General features: G+C 50.5%; 17 protein-coding genes, 1 tRNA gene and 1 other annotated feature. Of the genes, 6 read left to right on the top strand and 12 right to left on the bottom strand.

Annotated features, from left to right (window positions below; all coding sequences use genetic code 11):
• Positions 1 to 519 precede the first annotated feature (519 nt).
• On the top strand, positions 520 to 1311 hold the full coding sequence (locus C8J48_RS15885; protein ID WP_107728211.1) for an SDR family NAD(P)-dependent oxidoreductase: 792 nt from the start codon (positions 520 to 522) through the stop codon (positions 1309 to 1311).
• A gap of 243 nt (positions 1312 to 1554) precedes the next feature.
• Here the strand turns inward: C8J48_RS15885 and C8J48_RS15880 are convergent.
• The 6 genes from C8J48_RS15880 to guaB form a co-directional block, all read right to left on the bottom strand.
• Positions 1555 to 1644: transfer RNA gene (locus tag C8J48_RS15880), tRNA-Ser, on the bottom strand.
• Between the two features lie 63 nt (positions 1645 to 1707).
• Positions 1708 to 2988: a serine--tRNA ligase gene (gene serS / locus C8J48_RS15875; protein ID WP_107728210.1), complete on the bottom strand. Its 1281-nt coding sequence runs from the start codon at positions 2986 to 2988 to the stop codon at positions 1708 to 1710.
• Positions 2989 to 3029: 41 nt separating this feature from the next.
• Positions 3030 to 3253 (bottom strand) — a binding site (T-box leader).
• Between the two features lie 6 nt (positions 3254 to 3259).
• The gene (pdxT, locus tag C8J48_RS15870) at positions 3260 to 3844 is read right to left on the bottom strand and encodes a pyridoxal 5'-phosphate synthase glutaminase subunit PdxT (RefSeq protein WP_107728209.1); all 585 of its coding nucleotides are present in this window, start codon (positions 3842 to 3844) and stop codon (positions 3260 to 3262) included.
• 23 nt (positions 3845 to 3867) lie between these two features.
• A complete protein-coding gene (gene pdxS / locus C8J48_RS15865; protein ID WP_107728208.1) occupies positions 3868 to 4770 on the bottom strand; it encodes a pyridoxal 5'-phosphate synthase lyase subunit PdxS in 903 nt (300 codons plus the stop codon).
• 270 nt (positions 4771 to 5040) lie between these two features.
• Positions 5041 to 6300 carry a D-alanyl-D-alanine carboxypeptidase family protein gene (locus C8J48_RS15860; protein ID WP_107728207.1) on the bottom strand — a complete coding sequence of 420 codons (1260 nt, stop codon included), beginning with the start codon at positions 6298 to 6300 and terminating at the stop codon, positions 5041 to 5043.
• 252 nt (positions 6301 to 6552) lie between these two features.
• Positions 6553 to 8010 (bottom strand): IMP dehydrogenase, encoded by a 1458-nt coding sequence (gene guaB, locus C8J48_RS15855; protein ID WP_107728276.1) that lies wholly within the window; start codon positions 8008 to 8010, stop codon positions 6553 to 6555.
• A gap of 320 nt (positions 8011 to 8330) precedes the next feature.
• On the opposite strand from guaB, the gene C8J48_RS15850 reads away from it, so the two are divergent.
• The 5 genes from C8J48_RS15850 to C8J48_RS15830 all read left to right on the top strand — a co-directional run bounded on the left by C8J48_RS15850 (position 8331) and on the right by C8J48_RS15830 (position 12620).
• Positions 8331 to 9113 carry a hypothetical protein gene (locus tag C8J48_RS15850; RefSeq protein ID WP_107728206.1) on the top strand — a complete coding sequence of 261 codons (783 nt, stop codon included), beginning with the start codon at positions 8331 to 8333 and terminating at the stop codon, positions 9111 to 9113.
• A gap of 19 nt (positions 9114 to 9132) precedes the next feature.
• On the top strand, positions 9133 to 9855 hold the full coding sequence (locus C8J48_RS15845) for a hypothetical protein (protein ID WP_107728205.1): 723 nt from the start codon (positions 9133 to 9135) through the stop codon (positions 9853 to 9855).
• Between the two features lie 139 nt (positions 9856 to 9994).
• Positions 9995 to 10408 carry a GntR family transcriptional regulator gene (locus C8J48_RS15840; RefSeq protein ID WP_107728204.1) on the top strand — a complete coding sequence of 138 codons (414 nt, stop codon included), beginning with the start codon at positions 9995 to 9997 and terminating at the stop codon, positions 10406 to 10408.
• A gap of 4 nt (positions 10409 to 10412) precedes the next feature.
• A complete protein-coding gene (locus C8J48_RS15835; protein WP_107728203.1) occupies positions 10413 to 11312 on the top strand; it encodes an ATP-binding cassette domain-containing protein in 900 nt (299 codons plus the stop codon).
• 255 nt (positions 11313 to 11567) lie between these two features.
• Positions 11568 to 12620, top strand: a complete 1053-nt coding sequence (locus C8J48_RS15830; RefSeq protein ID WP_107728202.1) for a YaaC family protein — start codon at positions 11568 to 11570, stop codon at positions 12618 to 12620.
• A gap of 150 nt (positions 12621 to 12770) precedes the next feature.
• Here the strand turns inward: C8J48_RS15830 and gyrA are convergent, their stop codons facing one another.
• The 6 genes from gyrA to dnaN all read right to left on the bottom strand — a co-directional run bounded on the left by gyrA (position 12771) and on the right by dnaN (position 20115).
• Positions 12771 to 15218, bottom strand: a complete 2448-nt coding sequence (gyrA, locus tag C8J48_RS15825) for a DNA gyrase subunit A (protein ID WP_107728201.1) — start codon at positions 15216 to 15218, stop codon at positions 12771 to 12773.
• A 138-nt stretch (positions 15219 to 15356) separates the two neighbouring features.
• A complete protein-coding gene (gyrB, locus tag C8J48_RS15820; RefSeq protein WP_107728200.1) occupies positions 15357 to 17282 on the bottom strand; it encodes a DNA topoisomerase (ATP-hydrolyzing) subunit B in 1926 nt (641 codons plus the stop codon).
• Positions 17283 to 17339: 57 nt separating this feature from the next.
• Entirely contained in the window at positions 17340 to 17600 is a 261-nt protein-coding gene (gene remB, locus C8J48_RS15815; protein ID WP_107728199.1) for an extracellular matrix regulator RemB, read from the bottom strand.
• Between the two features lie 5 nt (positions 17601 to 17605).
• Positions 17606 to 18724, bottom strand: a complete 1119-nt coding sequence (recF, locus tag C8J48_RS15810; protein WP_107728198.1) for a DNA replication/repair protein RecF — start codon at positions 18722 to 18724, stop codon at positions 17606 to 17608.
• Positions 18725 to 18736: 12 nt separating this feature from the next.
• A complete protein-coding gene (gene yaaA / locus C8J48_RS15805) occupies positions 18737 to 18952 on the bottom strand; it encodes a S4 domain-containing protein YaaA (protein ID WP_107728197.1) in 216 nt (71 codons plus the stop codon).
• Between the two features lie 26 nt (positions 18953 to 18978).
• Positions 18979 to 20115, bottom strand: coding sequence for a DNA polymerase III subunit beta (dnaN, locus tag C8J48_RS15800; RefSeq protein WP_107728196.1), 1137 nt, complete (start codon positions 20113 to 20115; stop codon positions 18979 to 18981).
• Positions 20116 to 20134: the final 19 nt, after the last annotated feature.

Genomic DNA, 20134 nt, shown 5'->3' with positions numbered 1-20134 from the left:
GTTGTTTTTGGTACACGCGGGCGGCAGCGAAGACGAAGAAGACCCCATGCCCCTAGCAAAAGGATTTCGCGGTCCCGCTAGGAGGTTGGGGTCTTTGCGACACTGACTTCTCCAGGACGGTGGGTCCCGTCCCGTCGATGAAGTACGTCCTACAGTGGCTCCAGGTGCCCGCCTGGGGCTACTTGTAGTTTATGCTCAACTTTATATTAGCATACCCAGCAACTGTAAACAACAAACAATAACCCATCAATGTTACTTCCGCCAAATAATATCCCTCTAAGGCCTTCAGTAAAACAAAGTATGACCAATAAGGCGTTTACCAAGTTGGAGAATCGAACTGATCCACTTGAGATGCATGACTGCTAAAAAATGAACTTTAAAGCTTTATAAATTGCTCAAAGAGAGAGAAACATAGGAGAGTGTCAAGCAGGTTCTTTGACGATGACGTATCCGCTGCACTATACTTGTAAACGAATGTTTTTTCATCTCAGACTTTTTAAAAGCAAGGATGGATTTCATATGGATTTACAGCTGCAAGATAGACTCGTGCTCGTAACAGGCTCTACTGCAGGGATTGGAAAAGCAACGGCTGAAGCCTTTTTGGCGGAGGGCGCCCGGGTCATCATAAACGGACGTACCGAAGAAAAGGTTCAATCAGTCGCAGACGAGCTTTCTAAGTACGGGACCGTCTACGGAATCGCCGCGGATTTGTCCGATCCTGAACAAAGCCGGACGTTGATAAAAAAAACGGAACAGCTCGGCGAGCTTGATATCCTCGTCAACAATATGGGATTCTTTGAAGTAAAAAATTTTGCGGACGTCATGGATGAGGAATGGCTTCAGTATTTTGAGGTGAACGTGTTAAGCGCCGTCCGCCTTTGCCGCGCCTTCCTACCGAAAATGCTCAAACGGAACGCGGGCAGAATTTTGAATCTCGCAAGCGAAGCCGGCATCAAGCCTCTTCCACAAATGATCCCTTATTCAATGACTAAAACCTCTTTGATCAGCTTATCAAGAGGACTGGCGGAAATGACGAAAGGTACGAATGTGACCGTAAACTCGGTCCTTCCCGGACCAACCTGGACTGAAGGCGTTTCCAATTATATGAAGGGAGCTGCCGCAGCGGGGAATACCGATTTAGACACATTTGTCAAAGATTACTTTAAGGTGAATGAGCCGACTTCTTTAATTCAGCGCTACGCAAAGCCGGAGGAAGTCGCCAGCACGATCGTCTATCTCGCCTCGGAGAAAGCGGCGGCGATCAACGGTTCGGCGCAAAGGGTGGAAGGCGGCATTATCCGCTCCATTTAATGAAAATCCTCTGCTCAGACGCAGAGGATTTTTTACGGCAGCACATGTGTCCGTCTATGCAAGTCCCCGGCCGTATCATCGATCGCCTGTCAGACTTTACCGGCCATAATCCTTTTAAAAATGAGGTAGCACATTCCACCATTGCAATAACCATAGACACCTATTTTCATGTCATGCCTAACATGCAAAAGAAAGCCGCCCAAAAATTGGACGGCTTTCTCTCTCTTTTACCCTTATTATCATTGGCGGAGAGGGTGGGATTCGAACCCACGGAGGGCGTGAACCCTCGACGGTTTTCAAGACCGTTGCCTTCAACCACTCGACCACCTCTCCACGAGGGGCAAACTTGCCCCAACATTGTATCACAGGCTGGGCCTTTTCTGCAAGGGAGTCCAATCAGTTGCGCGTGATTTTCTCCAACCCGCCCATATAAGGTTGAAGCGCATTTGGGATGCGAATGCTGCCGTCTTCTTGCTGGAAATTTTCCAGGATGGCGGCTACGGTTCGACCCACGGCTAGGCCGGAACCGTTTAAGGTGTGAACAAATTCCGGCTTGGAACCAGCATCGCGGCGAAAGCGAATATTGGCCCGACGGGCTTGATAATCCTCGAAATTGCTGCAGGAAGAAATTTCACGGTAGGTGTTGGAGCTGGGAAGCCATACTTCCAAATCGTATTTCTTGGCGGCGGTAAAGCCGAGATCGGCGGTGCACATATTTAACACCCGGTAGGGGAGTTCCAGCAACTGCAATACCGTCTCCACCTCCTGTACCAAGGACTCCAACGCTTCGTAGGAAGTTTCCGGCTTTACCAATTTGACCAGTTCCACTTTGTTAAACTGGTGCGTCCGAATGAGACCACGGGTATCCCGGCCGGCGGAACCCGCTTCTGAGCGAAAGTTGGCGCTAAAGGCTGCAAATTTTTTGGGAAGCTCGTCACCGGAGAGAATCTCATCGGCATGATAGTTGGTGACAGGCACTTCTGCGGTAGGGATCAGATAGTAATCGGTAGCAGCCACGGCAAAGGAGTCTTCGGCAAATTTGGGTAGCTGACCTGTACCGGTCATGCTGTTGCGGTTAACCATAAACGGCGGAATCATCTCCGTGTATCCGTGCCGCTCCGTATGCAGGTCCAGCATTAGGTTGATTAAAGCTCTCTCTAAACGTGCCCCTACCCCTTTGTAAAAGACAAAGCGGGAACCGGTTACTTTGCTTGCTCGTTCAAAGTCCAGCAGATCCAACCCTTTTGCCAAATCCCAATGGGCTTGAGGTTCAAAGGAGAATGTTGGCACCTCTCCCCAATGGCGCACCGGCACATTATCTTCCTCACTGTCACCGACCGGGACACTTTCATGGGGAATGTTAGGCAAAGTGAGCAATACGTGGCGCAGCTGTTCGTCCACCTGACGAATCTCATCATCCAGCTCCTTAATGCGATCGCCCACTTCCCGCATCTCTGCGATGACATCCGCCGCATCCTCCCCTGCCTTCTTCTTGGCGGCAATCTCCTTGGAGACAGTGTTGCGTCGGTTTTTTAACTGTTCCGTCTCCGCCAATCCGCGACGACGACGCTCATCCAACTGCAAAATCGCATCCAAGCCGCTGACATCTTCGCCCCGATGCTGATACTTTTCCCGCACAAGTTCCAGATTGTTACGCAACCATTTGATGTCCAACATGTGAAACCCCTCCTTTTAACAAATAAAAAGGAACCTTCACCCCAAGGGACGGAAGGTTCCGCGTTGCCACCCTTATTGACCGGACTATACGGGTCCGATCCTCTCACAGCGGGATCACGGGCCGCCAACCGGGTGCGCTTAACGGAAAGTTCCGTTTTCACGCCCAGCTCTGAGAGGGATTCCCCTGATGGATGGAGCGGTTTTCACCAACCACCGCCTCTCTGCACCATCCGTTCAGGGTACTGGTTCTCATCCTCGCTATTGATTGTTTTTAAGCGTTTACGCTGGCCGCTTGCTTCACCATCTCGACAAAATGGCGATGTAAGCGGGAGTCCTCGGTCAATTCCGGGTGAAAGGCAGCACCGAGAAGATGTCCTTCCTGCACAATCACAATCCGCTCATCCAGTGCGGATAAGACTTTGACAGCCGGTCCCGTCTTTATGATCAATGGGGCGCGGATAAAAACCGCTTCATAATTGTCAGCGACTCCCTTCACCTGCAAATGGGCCTCAAAGCTTTCCCGCTGCCGCCCAAAGGCGTTACGGCGAACGGTGATGTCCAACAGCCCCAGATGGGATTGATCCGTTCCTTCTAACTCTTTGGCCAGTAGGATTAAGCCTGCACAGGTGCCAAAGATAGGCATCCCCGCCAATCCCCGTTGTCGGATCGGTTCCATCAACCCATAGCGGTGCATTAATTTGCTGATGGTGGTGGATTCACCACCGGGAATCACTAAGCCATCCAGGCAGTCTAAATCTTGAGGTTGCTTGACCGGAACAGGATCTACACCGACTGATTCTAAAATGCTAAGATGTTCACGCACTGCTCCCTGTAGAGCCAGCACCCCGATCTTCATCGGCCTATCCTCCTGATTCGCCATTACCAACCGCGATCCTGCATCCGATCAGCTGGTTGCAAGGTGGAAATCTCCAGCCCCTTCATCGCGGTGCCGAGGCCTTTGGATAATTCTGCGATCAAGGCATAGTCCTCATAATGGGTCGTCGCCTCCACAATCGCTTTGGCAAACTTCGGCGGGTTTTCCGACTTAAAGATACCGGAGCCGACAAAAACTCCATCAGAGCCCAGTTGCATCATCAATGCCGCATCCGCCGGTGTCGCCACCCCGCCAGCGGCAAAATTGACAACTGGCAAGGCGCCGTTTTCATGGACATCAAGCAACAGATCATAGGGAGCGCCCAATTTTTTGGCTTCTGCCATCAGTTCATCCCTGGACATGGATTGAACCTGTCGAATCTGTCCCATCATCTGGCGCATATGCTTCACGGCTTCCACGATATTACCCGTACCCGGCTCACCCTTGGTTCGAATCATGGATGCCCCTTCGCCGATGCGGCGCAAGGCTTCTCCTAAGTCACGAGCCCCACAGACAAAAGGCACGGTAAAACTAGCTTTATCGATATGAAAAAGGTCATCCGCCGGTGTCAGCACTTCGCTTTCATCGATGTAATCAACCCCCATCGCTTCCAGCAAACGCGCTTCCACAAAATGACCGATCCGCGCTTTGGCCATCACCGGAATGCTGACGGCGTTCATCACTTCTTCAACGACCGTAGGATCCGCCATACGGGCGACACCACCGGCCGCACGAATATCGGCCGGCACGCGTTCCAAGGCCATTACCGCTACGGCTCCCGCTTCTTCCGCAATTTTTGCCTGTTCGGCGTTGACGACATCCATGATGACGCCGCCTTTTTGCATTTCAGCCATTCCACGTTTGACGCGGTCTGTTCCTGTTTGATTTCCATTGATGTGTACAGACATAAGGCCCAATTCCCTCCCAGTTTTCCCGGAATCTCTATCTTCATTAGAACTATTGTAACCAAAGGGGGGATAATTGACAACGACAGCATCCATTTTTTTAATCGGACCGATTGTTTTGCTATCTATTCTTGCCGAAACCGGTCGTGTAGAAAAAGAAAAACCGCCGTAAATACGGCAGCACAGATTGAGTAGGCCCAGGTCGCGATTTCTTTCCCATAAGTAGTTTGTCAGCAGCATCAAAGCCGTACGGCAGCAACAAGTTCACTACCCTTATCCCACTGAAAAGTATCCAATCATACGGCGGCAAAAAAGACGAAGCCATCCTGCCGCTTCCACATCCTGCGCAACCACAATCGATATGGGTTTGACCCCCTCCACTTCTTTCCCATCATACAAAAACGTCGCTTTTCCCACTACATCGCCGGTTTTAAGCGGGGCTGTCAGTTCATCGTCGAGATCTACCGCCCAAGAATAACGATCCTCTTCGCCTTTCCTTACCGGATAGCGTAAAGTGACTTCAGCCTGTAAAGCGACTTCCGTCTCTACGCCGTCCTCTACCTGGACTTTGTTCATACCGGGGATCGAATCCCCCTCTTTGATCCAGTTACGTAATTGGATCTGCTCAAACCCGTAGTCCAACAGTTTGGCCGTTTCCTTAAAGCGTTGACTCTTCGAAGAACTGCCCATCACCACTGTGATCAACCGCACTCCATCCTGCTGAGCGCTTCCAGCAAAGCAGTAGCCCGCTCTTGAAGTAAAACCTGTCTTTACCCCATCCACACCTTCATAATAATGGGAGAGTCCGGGAAGCATCCGATTGGTGTTGATCAGCTTCATCTCTCGCGCCTCGCCTTTACGGAAAAAGTAACGAGGTTGGGAGATAATTTCCTGCACTTCAGGATAATCATGTAACAATCGACGCGTCAATACTGCTACATCCGTCGCCGACATCACATGATCGCCCCCCACTTTGGGAGGGTTGACATAAAGCCACATCGGCAAGCCCGTACTGTTGCGAAAATGGGTTTTTTCTAATCCCATTTCCTTTGCCGTCTCGTTCATCATACCTACAAACGCGGTTTCACTTCCCGCGACATGTTCTGCCAGGGCAACGGCGGCATCGTTCGCCGATTGAATCGACAACGCATAAAACAACTCCTCTACCGTCCGCTTCTCCCCTTTGCGCAAAAAAACCTGCGCCTCACCGATTGAGGCGGCGTTTTTACTGACGGTAACCGTCTCATCCCAATCGAGTCGGCTTTCCTTTATTTCCTGCAAAATCACGTATTCCGTCATCATTTTGGTTAAACTGGCGGGAGCGTAAGCTTTTTGCTCGTTTTCTCCCGCTATGATGCGTCCACTTTCCATCTCCAGCAATACATAGGAACGGGATTGAATTTGAAGGGAATCCAACGACTCATCTTGCTCGGCTACAACCGTCGTCGGCATCCACAGGCCCAAAAACATACTGATGATTAAACAGAGAAGAAGTGCCTTCTCCCCTTGTCTCTTACTTTGCCCCCAATGCATCTTTCTTTCTCAACCTTTCCCACCTGTTTTAAAGCCTGCCGATTGTTTTCACCAGACCAGTTTACCGCAAGCCCATGGGGTTGGGAAGCGAAAAAAAGGCAAATCGTCCGTATTTACGACTTCTGCAGGAACAAAAAACACGGGTGGCTAACCCGTGAAGGTGATGACAAACTATAGAGAAACGAAAGCGGACAGCTCTACATCCTTGCAAGGGAAAGAGGCGCGTAGACGGAAATCGGAAACCGGACCCACTTATAGATTATAGTTAGGAGCCTCTTTGGTGATCTGGATGTCATGAGGATGACTTTCCCGTAGTGAGGCATTGGTGATACGAATAAAGTGAGCTTCTGTTTTTAATTCTTCCAGGTTTTTGGTACCGCAGTATCCCATTCCAGCCCGCAGGCCGCCCATCAACTGATAGACGGTATCCGCCAGGGGACCTTTATAAGGAACGCGCCCTTCGATGCCTTCCGGCACCAATTTTTGTTCGTTCTCCTGAAAATAGCGATCTTTACTACCGGCACGCATCGCTCCAATCGAACCCATGCCACGGTAGACCTTAAACTGACGCCCTTGATAAATTTCTGTTTCACCGGGGGATTCCTCTGTTCCAGCAAACAAGCTGCCCATCATAACGGCATCGGCACCGGCAGCCAGGGCTTTGACGATGTCTCCGGAGAAGCGGATCCCCCCATCGGCGATGATGGGCACACCGTATTCCCGTGCAACTGTGGCACAGTCGTAGATGGCCGTGATCTGCGGTACACCGATTCCCGCCACTACACGGGTGGTGCAGATGGAACCGGGTCCGATTCCCACTTTGACGACGCTGGCTCCGGCTTGAATCAAGTCACGTGTTCCTTCCCCAGTAGCCACATTGCCGGCAATAATCACCAGATCGGGATACTCGGCCCGCAGGCGGGCAACGGTGTCCAATACGCCTTTGGAATGGCCGTGAGCGGTATCCACCACCAGTATATCCACTTCCGCTTTTACAAGAGCGGCAGTCCGTTCCATCGTATCATGGGAGACTCCCACAGCAGCCCCAGCCAGCAAACGTCCCTGCTGATCCTTGGCAGCATGGGGAAACAGTGTTGCTTTCTCAATATCCTTAATGGTGATTAAGCCCTTCAGGATGCCATCACGATCAACCAAAGGCAACTTTTCAATCTTATGCCGCTGCAAAATGCCTTCCGCATCTTGTAAGGTGGTTCCCACCGGGGCGGTCACCAGATTTTCTTTGGTCATCACTTGCGAGATGGGGGTGGAGTAATCGTGGATAAAACGTAAATCCCGATTGGTCAGGATTCCCACCAGCTTCTCCTTTTCATCCACGATCGGCACACCAGAAATGCGATATTTAGCCATGAGCGCCTCAGCATCGTAGACGCGGTGATCCGGGTGAAGGTAAAAAGGATTGGTGATGACTCCGCTCTCGGAGCGTTTTACCCGATCCACTTCTTCCGCTTGTTCTTCGATTTTCATATTTTTGTGAATGATCCCGACTCCACCTTGGCGCGCCATCGCAATCGCCATCGGTGCCTCCGTTACCGTATCCATCCCTGCGCTGATCAAAGGAGTATTTAATTGAATATGGTCCGATAATTTTGTGCAGATGTCCACATCACGCGGAAGGGTGTCCGACCGGGCGGGCAATAACAACACATCATCAAAGGTGAGGCCTTCTTTGGAAAATTTATGTTCCCACATCGACATTCCAGTCCCCTTTTTTTAAGTTGATCCGTCAAATAGGTTTTTGAAAGTTTATCAGACCCTCCAAATGGTGTCAAGTAGCGTCACAACTGGTTTTTTTCCATCTTCCGAAGTTGGAAAAAACGGCCTTTTTCAAAATAGGGCTTGCAGTGAAAAGATGATATTGTTAATATTCATATACACACATAAACATAATCGATTTTCCGTTATTCTTTCCACGGTGCAAAGGGATAACCCATACTGTTCACTCTTGTATCACTGTCCATCCCTGATTGACAGATGGTGCTCAGATAAAAAAGGTAAGGAGGCTTTTTTCAATGAACGCCAATCAAGAAGCGAGGCGATTGCTTCATTTTGAATGGAAGCGGTATTGGCCTGATATGATCATTTCTTGCCTTTCCGCCTTTTTTTTAGGATTGTTGGCGGTCATGCCTTTAATCGGTCAAACCGATCACGGTCCGTTTCTTTTCCAGATGTCGATTGTTGAAGCGGATAACCCTGTCGAGCGTCATGTGACCGGACTCTTTCTCGATATTATCTTTCTCGGCCTTTTCCCGTTGTTTGTACTGGTGTTAACCACAAGGATGCCGGTATCGCTCGTAAAGACATGGGAAATCTATGCGCAACGATTGGCGGTTGCCCGTACGATGCCGTTGTCGACGCGTGGTTTTGTCCGTGCTCGCACGTTTCAGGGGATCACCATGGTGCTGCTTCACTTTGTCGTCTTTTTCGGTACCATCTATCTCGTCAGTCAGGCAGCCTTTGTAACCCTTCCGTTTTTTACGTACCTTTCCTTTATCGCAATCTGGCTGGGATACAGTTTAGCGGTAGGGGGATGGTTTATCTTTATGGAATGGGTGAGTGGAAAACGTTCACTCTTCGTACATCTCGGTCTGTATCTTGCATTCGTCATCGGATTGATTGTCTTTGACATGTGGCGGATGTTATCACAGATGAACAGCAGCTTGGTGGATCAGACGATCCGACTAGTAAACCAATACCCGTGGATCAGCCCGCTGACCCTTCTCTTCGGATGCTTGGTTTTATTCGGTTGGTCCCTCTTGATTGAAAAACGCTTACAAACACGTGAGCTTTACTAATTACAGGGGTGATCTAGAAATGAACACCAATCAAGAAGCTTGGCGCATCCTTCAATATGATTGGCAACAAGTACGATCCGACTGGATCATTACCTGGTTTGGATCCATACTTCTTGGCTTATTAGCCGGATTCGTATTCAATGATCTAGTCGTCGATTCATCAAATTTCTTTGTACAATCGCTGGTACTTGATTTTTACTTCTTGGTACTGATGCCGACGTTTACCGTCGCTTCTTTTGGTAAAGTGTATTGGTCTCCGCTCCAACTGCGTGAAGCGATGGATCGCCGCTTACAAGCACTTTGGATTTTACCGATCTCCAAGAAGGGATTTGTCCGTTCGCGCCTCTTACAAACCGCAATCATCATGCCGATTAGTATATTTGGATTTTACACAAGTTCGTATTTGGTAAGCGGCATGTTTACTGTTATCCCCCTCGCTGAGTTTATTGGATTCAGCTTATTTTGGTCCGGAATCAGCTTATTAATCGGGGGGTTTTACCCGGTGATGGAATGGACAATGGGGAAGTGGCCTTATCTGGTGTTTAGTATTCTCTCCTTTTTGTTGGTTTTTCCACTCTTTTGGATGATGAAGTCCATAACGGGAAGTGGGATGGTGGAGTGGACGATCCATGCTGGATCCTCCCTTTATTGGATGGGACTTGTCACCTTCTCTATCGGTGTAGTGGGAATGATCGCTTGGGGGAATCTATTGCAAAAGTGGTTGGCTGCAAAGGAGGTGTAGAAGGGTGATGATCAAAAGTACGTCTCCTTCCTTTCAGTTGAAAAAAGGGACCGCAGCCACCGCTATCGGCGTTATCTTTGATTCACCCCTATACGTTTAAACCTTTAGCAGTTCGATTTGCAGCAAAGGAAGTGGTGCTATGGCCCTGCCGATCCGTGTGGAAGCGAGTAAAAGCATCCCGATCTACCGGCAGATCTACGATCAATTAAAAGAATTGATATACAGCGGCTTACTTCCCTCCGGAACGCCGCTTCCGTCAATCCGTGCACTCGCCCAGGATTTGGAATGCAGTGTGATCACCACTCGACGGGCGTATCAGGATTTGGAAAGTGAGGGTTTAATTGTGACGCAGCGAGGACGGGGCACCTTTGTCGCTGAAGTGGAAGATCCAAAGCGGGAGCGACACCGGCGGGAGACATTACAGCAAACGCTTCGTGACGCCATCGACCAAGGATTGCGCATGGATTTCTCCCCTCAGGAGATCCGCAGTCATTTTGAAGAGGAATTGCGTCAATCGGAGGCCGGTAAACGCAAGCAGAGAGGAGAGAATTAAAACGATGAGTTCAAATCAACTCGTATCGATGCAGTCGATTACCAAGTCATACTCCACTTTTCAATTGGGTCCTCTCGATTGGGGGATTGAACCGGGGCTGGTATACGCCCTCGTCGGTCCCAACGGTTCAGGCAAAAGCACCTTGTTTCGCATGATGATGCAACTGGTTCATCCCGATAAAGGAACATTGCGTCTTTTTGGGATGCGTTATCCGGAAGAAGAAGTGACGATCAAGGAACGGATCGGATATGTTCCGGAAGAATCGATCGATCATGGTAAAGTAAAGGTGAGCGGACTGGTCTCCTTTATCTCCCAATGGTATCCCCGCTGGAACGACGAGACATACCGCCGGTTAGTAAACGAGATGGGAGTTCCCGTCGAATCAAAATATCACCAGTTGTCCAAAGGGGAAAAGAAACGCTTATCTCTCACGCTGGCTCTCGCAGCGGAACCCCAACTTTTACTCTTAGATGAGCCTACCGATGGACTCGATTTTTTTGGTCAACGGGTTTTCACCGATGAAATCGACCGTTTTTTACAAGAAAACGACCACCGCAGTGTTGTGTTGGCCACTCACCGGGTGGAAGACATTCGTAAATTGGCGGATGTACTGGTTCTTATTCATAAAGGGCGCTATCTCGGCTCCTACGAAAAAGATCAACTGACAGAAGACTGGCGCAAGTGCTGGGTTGATTCCCTCCCCAACGATGCGGATTCCCTTCCTGGTATCGTCCATGTGGAACCAGGGCCACCAGCATATGTAATCACCCGCTCCTATGAAGAGACTACCGCAGCACTGGCAAGCAAAAGAAGCACCATCACCCAAATATTCCCGATGGAATTGCAGGAGATATTGGAGTATCTGTTTATGCTAGAGGAGAAATCTCCCCGAAAATCAGGCTGACAAAGGAGCTCGGGTCCCGATTTCCGCCTACTCCTGCTTTGTCAACGATCTCAATACTATCCTTCCTTTTTAAAAATCAGCTTCACAGTAACTCTGCCGTCAACGATCGGTAGAGTTGTTTTTTTTGCAAAAAAAGTCCTTGACAAAGATGAATACTTAAAAACCCCTAGAGTTATCCCCATTTCCCACAACTTATCCACAGGTTGCTACGGAATCCGTAGAAGTGGGATAAAGAAGGGAGCGGGCGGTCACACTATGGTTCACATCACGGAAGGGGGAACACTGGTGAAGCGGCGACGGATTCCCTGTGAATCGCCGGAAGAAAAGATTTGGAACCTGTATCTGCTGTTGGAAAATGAAACAACCGTACGCCGATTTCTAGAGGAGAAATATCAGGGGAGAAACAGGGAAAATCCAGGGCGTGACGCCTTTCGTGCCGCCCATTCCTTGATCTATCACATTAAGCAGGCCCGTTCGCTTTATCAAGCCGCCCGGCAGAGCGAGTGGATCATCCGACCCCTGCTGGCTTACTATGGACTGATGAATTTGGCAAAAGCATGGGTATTATCGGAAGATCCGGATTATCCCCGTACCGCCTCAGTTTTAAAGCATGGCCTCTCCACACGGAAACGAAAACCGGCTTCTTTTTCTCTGTTTTGGGAGGAGGTGAGGGTGCAACGGGAGGGGTTATTCCCCTTGCTGGTAACGTTAGCAGGAGAAGGAGAGCGTACTGGGGAACGATGGTCGATGCAGACACTGTTTTCGATGCTGCCTGAATTACAGGATAGTTACCGCCAGTTATTTCGCGAAACGAGTTTGTTCCCGATCGCATGGACAGAGGGAGAGCAAGGGTGGATGGTAGTGGAGGAAGCCGTCTTGGATCGCCTGCATCTCACTTCACAAGGGATGGTGCAAACATTGGAACGTCATCGCCATCCGGCGGGCATTTCCTTTTCAGCAGAGGAGTCCTATATCCGTAGTAGCAAAATGTATCTCAAAGTGGAGCAGCCGCAATCGTTATCAACCCACCCCTGGATCCGTGAAGATGTCGGCGGACAATATTATCTCTATATCAATGATAGCCGCCGAAGTTGGGTTCCAGCAGAGATCCTGGTTCATTACCTGCTGTTATTTTCCCTCAGTATGTTGTGTCGCTATGATACGCCCCTCTGGGGAGAGATGGTATATGGACTAGGTTCTGAGGAGATGGTGCTGATCCAGGAATTTTTGCAACTCACCCAACGAAAAAGCCCCCAGCTGATCCTGGAGGCTTTGTTTGAGGAACGTTTTTTATTTAGCAAACCGTGAATAGCAGTTAACCAAGGCTGGAGACTGCCGACAAACGCATACAAGGCGGGGCGGGCAGATTTTCGTCTTCGCGCCCCTTCTCTGTCATCGGTGAGGGGAGTCCCGTTTTGTCTCAATCCACTCCCTCTACCATCAAATTCTGCTAATCGATTACTCCGCCTCTTCTTCCTCTTCATCGGTTGCCGCAACCCGGGCCAGTGTGGTCACTTCCTCATCTTCCCGCAGGGAGATCAGTTTCACCCCTTGTGCGTAGCGACCCATGGTAGAGATCCCGGAAATGTTCATCCGGATCACAACGCCAGCGGTGGTAACAATCATTAGATCTTCTTCTTTTGACACCACTTTTAGGCCGACCACTTGCCCTTTTCGTTTGGTCACACCTTGGGTTTTAATCCCTTTTCCGCCCCTGGATTGTGTCCGATATTCCGAGAGGGGGGTACGCTTGCCGTAACCTTTGCTGGTGACGATCAAGGTATCCAGTTCGGGGTAGACGATATCCATGCCGATCACTTCGTCTTTGTCCCCTAAGGCGATCCCTTTTACGCCAGTGGCGGTACGACCCATCTGCCGTACATCGCTTTCGGGGAAACGGATGGACATGCCCATGCGGGTACCCAGGATAATCTCCTGTTCTCCATCGGTCAGACGAACGCCGACCAACTCATCCCCTTCACGCAGGTTGATGGCAAACAAACCATTGCGCCGGATATGACCAAACTCCTCCAGCGGCGTTTTCTTGACGACGCCGTGTTTGGTACCGAAGAAGAGGTAGTTGTCGGGGGTAAATTCCTTGACGGGAATCACCGCTTCGATATATTCCCCCTGATCGATTTGGATCAGGTTGATAATCGGGGTTCCCCGGGCTGTCCGCGACAATTCCGGCACCTCATACGCCTTCATCCGATACACTTTCCCTTTGTTGGAGAAGAAGAGGAGTGTATTATGGGAGTTGGTACCAAATAAATGTTGTACAAAATCGTTTTCCCGCGTTCCCATTCCTGATACACCACGGCCGCCGCGACGCTGTGCCCGGTAACCGGACAAGGGCATCCGCTTAATGTAACCGCGATGGGTGAGCAGAATCGTCACTTCTTCTTCCGCGATTAGATCTTCATCGGCGATCTCTTCCGCATCAAAAACGATGCGGCTACGCCGGTCATCAGCATATTTGTCTCTGACCTCGGACAACTCATCCCGCACAACACCACGAATCCGTTCTTCTGAAGCCAAGATCGCCTTTAGCTCGGCAATCGTTTTTTGCAACTCCTGGTATTCACTTTCGATCTTCTCTCGCTCTAGACCAGTCAAGCGCTGCAAACGCATATCCAAAATTGCCTGAGCTTGTTTTTCCGACAGGCCAAATTTCTCCATCAGGCCGTCTTTGGCTTCCTGGCCGGTTTGGGAGCCGCGGATCAACGCGATCACTTCATCGATATGATCCAGGGCAATCCGCAACCCTTCCAGGATATGAGCGCGCTCTTCCGCCTTGCGCAGTTCAAACTGGGTACGGCGCCGAATTACTTCAATCTGATGCTCCAGATAATGGTGGAGAACCTGTTTTAAATTGAGAACCAGAGGTTTCCCGTCCACCAGGGCCAGCATATTGACGCCAAAGCTGGTTTGCAGATTGGTATGTTTGTACAAGTTATTTAACAGAACCCGCGGGTTGACATCCCGGCGCAACTCAATAATCACCCGCATGCCGTTGCGATCCGATTCATCCCGTAGATCGGTAATGCCGTCCACCTTTTTATCCCGTACCAACTCGGCGATCTTTTCTACCAGTTTCGCCTTGTTGACCTGGTAGGGCAGCTCTTCCACCACGATGCGGGTTTTACCGTTACTCGCCTCTTCGATGCGGGTTTTAGCCTGCATCTTGATGCTGCCTCTACCGGTGCGATACGCTTTTTTGATGCCCTCTCGCCCGAGAATCGCTCCAGCGGTAGGGAAGTCCGGCCCTTTAATATGCTTCATCAACCCGTCAATCGTAATATCGGGATCGTCGATCAAAGCCAAGAGGCCGTCGATCACTTCGCCCAGATTGTGAGGCGGAATATTGGTAGCCATCCCCACCGCAATCCCGGCAGATCCATTGACCAACAGATTGGGGAAGCGGGAAGGCAGAACCAAAGGTTCCTCCAATCGTCCATCGTAGTTGGGACCATAGTCGATCGTCTCTTTTTGGATATCGCGCAAAAGCTCCAGTGTGATGGGAGCCATCCGCGCCTCGGTGTAACGCATGGCAGCAGCTGCGTCTCCGTCAACAGAACCAAAGTTGCCATGGCCGTCTACCAGCATATAGCGGTAGGAAAAATCCTGGGCCATGCGAACCATCGCTTCGTACACGGGCGAATCTCCGTGGGGATGGTAAGAGGCCAACACATTACCGACGACGTTGGCCGACTTACGGTACCCTTTATCCGGGGTCATACCCAGATCGAACATCGTATAGAGAATCCGGCGGTGTACCGGCTTTAAACCGTCGCGCACATCCGGCAGCGCACGGCTGACAATAACGCTCATGGCATAATCCAGAAAAGAACTGCGCATCTCCTGGCTAATATTGATTTCGCTGATCCGACTTGTTTCTTCAGGCATGAATCGCTTCCCTCCGCTCCTTCATCGGAGGAAGGGATTTTTGAGTCAGTGTGTAGCTTCCGCTGAATAGCACAGCAAAAGCACTTCGCTTTCAAAAATCCCTTCCGTTATTCAAAAAACAACAGACCTGCTCACTTTTTAAATATCCAGGTTACGAACTTGATTGGCGTATTCCTGGATAAACTCCCGCCGTGGTTCCACTTTGTCCCCCATCAGGGTTTCAAACACCTGGTCCGCATCCATCGCATCCTGCAGCGACACTTGCAACATGGTACGGCTTTCAGGGTCCATCGTCGTCTCCCATAATTGGGTAGCGGTCATCTCTCCCAGCCCTTTATAGCGCTGCAATTCCACTTTACCTTTTCCTTTGGCCTGCAATTCTCCCAACATGCGATCCTTCTCCTTCTCATTGAAGGCATAGAGCATGGTTTTACCCTGTTGCAGCTTGTACAGCGGCGGTTGGGCGATATAGACATACCCTGCCTCAATCAATTCACGCATGTAGCGGAAGAAAAAGGTGAGCAACAGGGTGCGAATATGCGCGCCATCCACATCAGCATCGGTCATGATCACGAGTTTATGGTAACGGGCTTTGGATAATTGGAAATCTTCGCCGATACCCGTGCCCAGGGCGGTGATAATGGTCCGTACCTCTTCATTGGAGAGAGCCTTGTCCAGGCGCGCCTTCTCCACATTGATAATCTTACCGCGCAAGGGCAAGATCGCCTGAAACATACGGTCTCGCCCCTGTTTGGCGGTACCGCCGGCGGAATCCCCCTCCACCAGGTAAAGTTCGCAGATCTCTGCCTTGCGGGAACTGCAGTCCGCCAATTTTCCCGGCAGTGAGCTCACTTCGAGGGCGTTTTTGCGTCGGGTCAATTCCCGCGCTTTACGGGCCGCTTCCCGTGCGCGAGCAGCCATCACCGCTTTGTTGATCACTTTTTTGGAGACGTTGGGATTCTCCTCCAAAAACATGAGAAATTGTTCGGCAAAGAGCGATTCTGTCGCGGTGCGCGCTTCGGAGTTGCCCAGCTTGGTTTTGGTTTGCCCCTCAAACTGCGGATCGGGGATTTTGATGCTGATGATGGCGGTCAACCCTTCGCGGGTATCGTCACCGGATAAGTTATTTTCGTTTTCTTTCAGCAGGTTGTGTCGACGAGCATAATCGTTGATCACCCGTGTTAAGGCCGACTTAAATCCCGATTCGTGGGTGCCGCCTTCATGGGTGTGGATATTGTTGGCGTAGGAATAAATATTGCCGGAAAAACTGTCGTTGTATTGCAACGCAAGCTGAACGATAATATCTTCCCGCTGCCCTTCGATATAGATCGGCGGCTGATGTAAGGTTTCGCGGTTGCGATTCAGATGCTCGACAAAGGAGCGGATCCCGCCTTCGTACTGATAATCGTAGGATTGACCCTCACCGCGTTCATCGGTGAGCTTAATGCGGACGCCTTGGTTGAGAAACGCCATTTCCTGTAGCCGTTTTTTCAGTGTTTCGATATCGTATTCGGTTGTTTCTGTGAAGACTTCGGCATCCGGCTTAAAGGTGATGGTCGTCCCGGTCTCTTTCGTTTTGCCGACCACTTCCAAATCCGCCTCAGGCATCCCGCGGCGATAGCGTTGTCGATGGATTTTCCCCTCTCGCTTCACTTCCACTTCCAGCCATTCCGACAAGGCGTTTACCACCGAGATCCCCACACCGTGAAGACCACCGGAAAATTTATAGCCGTCTCCGTCAAACTTTCCGCCGGCGTGCAGGACGGTCATGACGACTTCTACTGCCGGGCGTCCCATCTTTGAATGGATGCCCACCGGGATGCCGCTACCGTTATCCACAACGGTGATGCTGTTATCTTCATGGACCGTCACCGCAATCGTATCACAACGACCAGCCAGGGCTTCATCGATGCTGTTGTCCACCACTTCCCACACCAAATGGTGAAGACCACGGACGCCGGTGGAACCGATATACATACCCGGCCGCTTGCGGACCGCTTCCAAACCTTCTAATACCTGAATTTGTGACTCATCGTAATTCGTATTTTCCAAGGCCACCACCATCACCTGCTTTTCAAGAGGTTAACTCCCCCAGCGATTGTTGTTTTCGCGCTAATCTCACTATCCAAGAATACGCGTATTTTCCGGTTGTCCCCGTTTCATCAAGGTAAGGGATGAAATTGGGGAAGCGTAAATCATTTCCGCCGTTACCACATAGGATTTAATCTCTTCCGCCGCAGAGATCTCCTCCAGACAGCCCTGTTCTTTCGCTTTTTCCAAAAACGGCTGCAATGTAGAGAGCGGAACGCGGCTACCGGCGTCCAGAATGGTGATCACTTCGCTGGTACGGATCATTTTATTGCCGCCAAGATGGATAAACATCGTCCTCACCCCTGTTCGGAAATGCTTCCCTGCCGCACCTGGTAGACACGTGCCCGGTTTAGTGTTTCGCGATCGATGCCTTCTAAACCGGTTGCGGTGACAAAGGTTTGCACCTTGCCCCGAATCGCTTCCAGGAGATGGGTTTTGCGGGAATCGTCCAGTTCAGACAACACATCATCCAATAACAAAATGGGATAATTGCCGGTTTCGGAACGAATCAGCTCAATCTCCGCCAACTTGAGGGACAAGGCTGCCGTTCGTTGCTGCCCCTGGGATCCGTAACGATGCAAATTAACGCCATCCACTGACAGGTGCAAATCATCACGGTGAGGACCGATGAGGGTGCTGCCGCGCTGAACTTCCTGCGCTTGAATCCGCTTCAATTCATCGACCATCACGGCTCGCATACGCGGACGATCCATGTCGCCCTCCAGGTTGAGAGAAGGTTGATACACCACTTGCAGCGATTCTTTATCCTGTGTGATCGCTTGATGAATCTCCCTGGCCCAACGGTTCAATTGATCGACAAAGGCATACCGCTTTATCCACAGTTGTGTGGATAAGTCGATCAGCTGTTCATTTAAAACATCCAACAAACCCCATACCGGTTGTCGACTTTTGGCCATATCCTTCAGCAGTTGATTCCGTTGGTTGACCAAGTGGTTGTATTGGGTCAAGTGATGAATATACCAGGGACTCACCTGACCCAGCTCCATATCGAGAAAACGACGACGGACTTGGGGACTTCCTTTAACAATTGCCAGATCTTCGGGAGCGAACAACACCGCCGTCAATGAACCGATGTAATCACTTAATTTCCGTTGTTCCAGCCCGTTTTTGATCACCTTTTTTCCCTTGGGAGAAAGGAGGATCTCCAGGCGATCAACCCGATTTTCCCGCCGAACATGGACTTTCAAGCGGGCCGAATTGGTCTCCCATTGGATCATCTCCCGATCTCTGCGGGTGCGATGTGATTTGCCGATAGAAAGAAGGGAGAGGGACTCCAAGATGTTGGTTTTTCCCTGAGCGTTGGGTCCTACGAACAGGTGGAGTTTCTCGGGGCAATCCAGGCGGATTTCTTTGATGTTGCGAAATTGCCGCAGCTCCAGCCGTTCAACAAACATCCGGCTCCCCCCTCACTCCCGAACGAGGCGATATTGGCCGACGCCTTCAATCGCAACGATATCATCGGTCAACAGTTTCCGTCCACGCCGGGTCTCCAACTCACCGTTGACCGTCACCTGATATTCTTGCAAAAACCACTTGGCTTGACCGCCGGTGTCCAGCAGATTCAGCTTTTTTAGCAATTGACCGAGGGTGATGTTGTCATCGTGGATCCTCACATTCCGCATCCTGTTCACTCCCTATCCGGTTTACATCAACGGGTGCGGATGGGAACGATCAGATGCAAAGCATTATCCCGGTCCGCCGGTTGGATGACGAAGGGGGTCATCGTTCCAGTAAAGAGGATCTGAATCTCATCGGAATCAACCGCCCGCAATGCGTCTAACATGTATTGAGCATTGAAGGAGATGCTCATCTCTTCCCCTTTGATCCGCGCCGTCACTTCTTCCTGTACGCTGCCTACGTCTTGAGCGGCGGAATGGATCAACACCCGACCTTCTTCTTTCAACGTACATTTTATCACATTATCCCGTCCGTCCCGACTGATAAGAGCGGCACGGTCTACGGATTGTAACAGCTCCTTGGAGGAAGCGATCACTTCCGTCTTTCCTCCTTGCGGAATGACGCGGTTGGTGTCAGGATATGTTCCCTCCAGCAGCCGGGAGAAAAACAACAACTGATCGGCACGTACCATAATCTGGTTATCGGATAGAACGACATCGACCCAGCCATTCTGGTCGCCTAAGATCTTGGCCAATTCAGACAAACTCTTGCCAGGAACAACGACATTTTGAATCGTTAACTCCGCAGATGTTTCCACTTCAGCCTGACGCCGGGAGAGACGATGGCTGTCTGTCGCCACAAAGGTGAGGGTTCCTTCCTGCAACTGCCACAGCACCCCGGTCAACACCCCGCGGGCTTCGGATGTAGAAACGGCAAAACCGGTTTGACGAATCAACGATTGTAGCAGATCAGCCGGCATGCTAAACATTTGATCCTCCCGCAATTGCGGCAGTTGTGGATATTCTTCCGGATCCAACCCTTTTAGTTCAAACTGAGCCTGTGCCGAGCGTAGCGTCGTTTTCCACCGTTCATCCACAACCCACTCCACTTCCTCGCCCGGCAACTTACGGACAATGTCAGAGAAGATGCGACCGGGTAAGACGACACTCCCTATTCTTTCCATATTCACAATTTCCTTATCATCTTGCTTAGAAGGAATCGTTACTTGAATCGTGAGGTCAGAGTTGCTTCCGGTCAACCATAAACCATCTTCATCAACAGTCACTTTAATCCCAGTCAAAATAGGGACGGTCGTCTTTTGCGAAACTGCTTTAGAAACTTGGGAGACAGCTTCAGTCAAAGCCGAACGGGAAATTCGGAATTTCATATTGGGAATTCCTCCTTAT

The sequence above is a fragment of the Desmospora activa DSM 45169 genome (assembly GCF_003046315.1).
Lineage (GTDB): Bacteria > Bacillota > Bacilli > Thermoactinomycetales > DSM-45169 > Desmospora > Desmospora activa.
Note: the sequence above shows the minus strand (reverse complement) of the source record. Positions and strands in the feature narration are given on the sequence as shown.

What these genes read in the sequence shown, in the direction of transcription:
- C8J48_RS15840 (WP_107728204.1), top strand. Translation starts at nt 9,995, where the DNA reads ATGGCCCTGCCGATCCGTGTGGAAGCGAGTAAAAGCATCCCGATCTAC.
- remB (WP_107728199.1), bottom strand. Translation starts at nt 17,600, where the DNA reads ATGTTTATCCATCTTGGCGGCAATAAAATGATCCGTACCAGCGAAGTG.
- C8J48_RS15830 (WP_107728202.1), top strand. Translation starts at nt 11,568, where the DNA reads ATGGTTCACATCACGGAAGGGGGAACACTGGTGAAGCGGCGACGGATT.
- C8J48_RS15845 (WP_107728205.1), top strand. Translation starts at nt 9,133, where the DNA reads ATGAACACCAATCAAGAAGCTTGGCGCATCCTTCAATATGATTGGCAA.
- yaaA (WP_107728197.1), bottom strand. Translation starts at nt 18,952, where the DNA reads ATGCGGAATGTGAGGATCCACGATGACAACATCACCCTCGGTCAATTG.
- dnaN (WP_107728196.1), bottom strand. Translation starts at nt 20,115, where the DNA reads ATGAAATTCCGAATTTCCCGTTCGGCTTTGACTGAAGCTGTCTCCCAA.
- pdxT (WP_107728209.1), bottom strand. Translation starts at nt 3,844, where the DNA reads ATGAAGATCGGGGTGCTGGCTCTACAGGGAGCAGTGCGTGAACATCTT.
- pdxS (WP_107728208.1), bottom strand. Translation starts at nt 4,770, where the DNA reads ATGTCTGTACACATCAATGGAAATCAAACAGGAACAGACCGCGTCAAA.
- C8J48_RS15835 (WP_107728203.1), top strand. Translation starts at nt 10,413, where the DNA reads ATGAGTTCAAATCAACTCGTATCGATGCAGTCGATTACCAAGTCATAC.
- gyrB (WP_107728200.1), bottom strand. Translation starts at nt 17,282, where the DNA reads ATGGTGGTGGCCTTGGAAAATACGAATTACGATGAGTCACAAATTCAG.
- serS (WP_107728210.1), bottom strand. Translation starts at nt 2,988, where the DNA reads ATGTTGGACATCAAATGGTTGCGTAACAATCTGGAACTTGTGCGGGAA.
- guaB (WP_107728276.1), bottom strand. Translation starts at nt 8,010, where the DNA reads ATGTGGGAACATAAATTTTCCAAAGAAGGCCTCACCTTTGATGATGTG.
- recF (WP_107728198.1), bottom strand. Translation starts at nt 18,724, where the DNA reads ATGTTTGTTGAACGGCTGGAGCTGCGGCAATTTCGCAACATCAAAGAA.
- gyrA (WP_107728201.1), bottom strand. Translation starts at nt 15,218, where the DNA reads ATGCCTGAAGAAACAAGTCGGATCAGCGAAATCAATATTAGCCAGGAG.
- C8J48_RS15885 (WP_107728211.1), top strand. Translation starts at nt 520, where the DNA reads ATGGATTTACAGCTGCAAGATAGACTCGTGCTCGTAACAGGCTCTACT.
- C8J48_RS15850 (WP_107728206.1), top strand. Translation starts at nt 8,331, where the DNA reads ATGAACGCCAATCAAGAAGCGAGGCGATTGCTTCATTTTGAATGGAAG.
- C8J48_RS15860 (WP_107728207.1), bottom strand. Translation starts at nt 6,300, where the DNA reads ATGCATTGGGGGCAAAGTAAGAGACAAGGGGAGAAGGCACTTCTTCTC.